Below are 789 nucleotides of genomic sequence, written 5' to 3'. Positions count from 1 at the left end.
GTTTCTTGTTGTTCGCCATCCTGGGAAGACTCCTGTTATCAAGCACTGCACTGGTGACCTGGAAGAGTTTCTGCGGCAGTTAATCGAACAAGACCCGTTAGTAACTATCGACATCATTACGCATCGCTATTACGGGGTTGGAGGTCAATGGGTTCAGGATGCAGGTGAGTATCTGCATATGATGTCTGACGCTGGCATTCGCATCAAAGGAGAGTGAGATCGGTTTTGTAAAAGATAACGCTTGTGAAAATGCTGAATTTCGCGTCGTCTTCACAGCGATGCCAGAGTCTGTAGTGTCAGATGATGACCGTACTCAAACATCGGGTTGAGTATTATCTTACTGTTTCTTTACATAAACATTGCTGATACCGTTTAGCTGAAACGACATACATTGCAAGGAGTTTATAAATGAGTATCAATGAGTTAGAGTCTGAGCAAAAAGATTGGGCGTTATCAATGTTGTGCAGATCCGGTGTCTTGTCTCCATGCAGACATCACGAAGGTGTTTATGTAGATGAAGGTATAGATATAGAGTCGGCATACAAATATTCCATGAAGGTTTATAAGTCTAATGAAGACAAATCCCCATTCTGCAATGTGCGAGAAATGACTGATACCGTGCAAAATTATTATCACGAGTACGGTGGAAACGATACTTGCCCTCTCTGTACAAAACATATAGATGATTAAACCCAATATTACATAACAATCCTCGCACTCGCGGGGATTTATTTTATCTGAACTCGCTACGGCGGGTTTTGTTTTATGGAGATGATAAATGCACTTCCG

General features: G+C 42.0%; 2 protein-coding genes. Both read left to right on the top strand.

Translation table 11 applies throughout. The features are described 5' to 3' along the window. The coding region (locus HP556_RS00245; RefSeq protein ID WP_478134426.1) for a hypothetical protein at nucleotides 1-217 on the top strand (217 nt) is incomplete at its 5' end. Nucleotides 218-408: 191 nt separating this feature from the next. After that, complete coding sequence (locus tag HP556_RS30445; protein WP_000026224.1) at nucleotides 409-690, top strand: hypothetical protein; 282 nt, start codon at nucleotides 409-411, stop codon at nucleotides 688-690. Nucleotides 691-789 lie beyond the last annotated feature (99 nt).

Origin of the sequence: Tardiphaga robiniae (genome assembly GCF_013359755.1) — a bacterium.
Lineage (GTDB): Bacteria > Pseudomonadota > Alphaproteobacteria > Rhizobiales > Xanthobacteraceae > Tardiphaga > Tardiphaga robiniae.
Note: the sequence above shows the minus strand (reverse complement) of the source record. Positions and strands in the feature narration are given on the sequence as shown.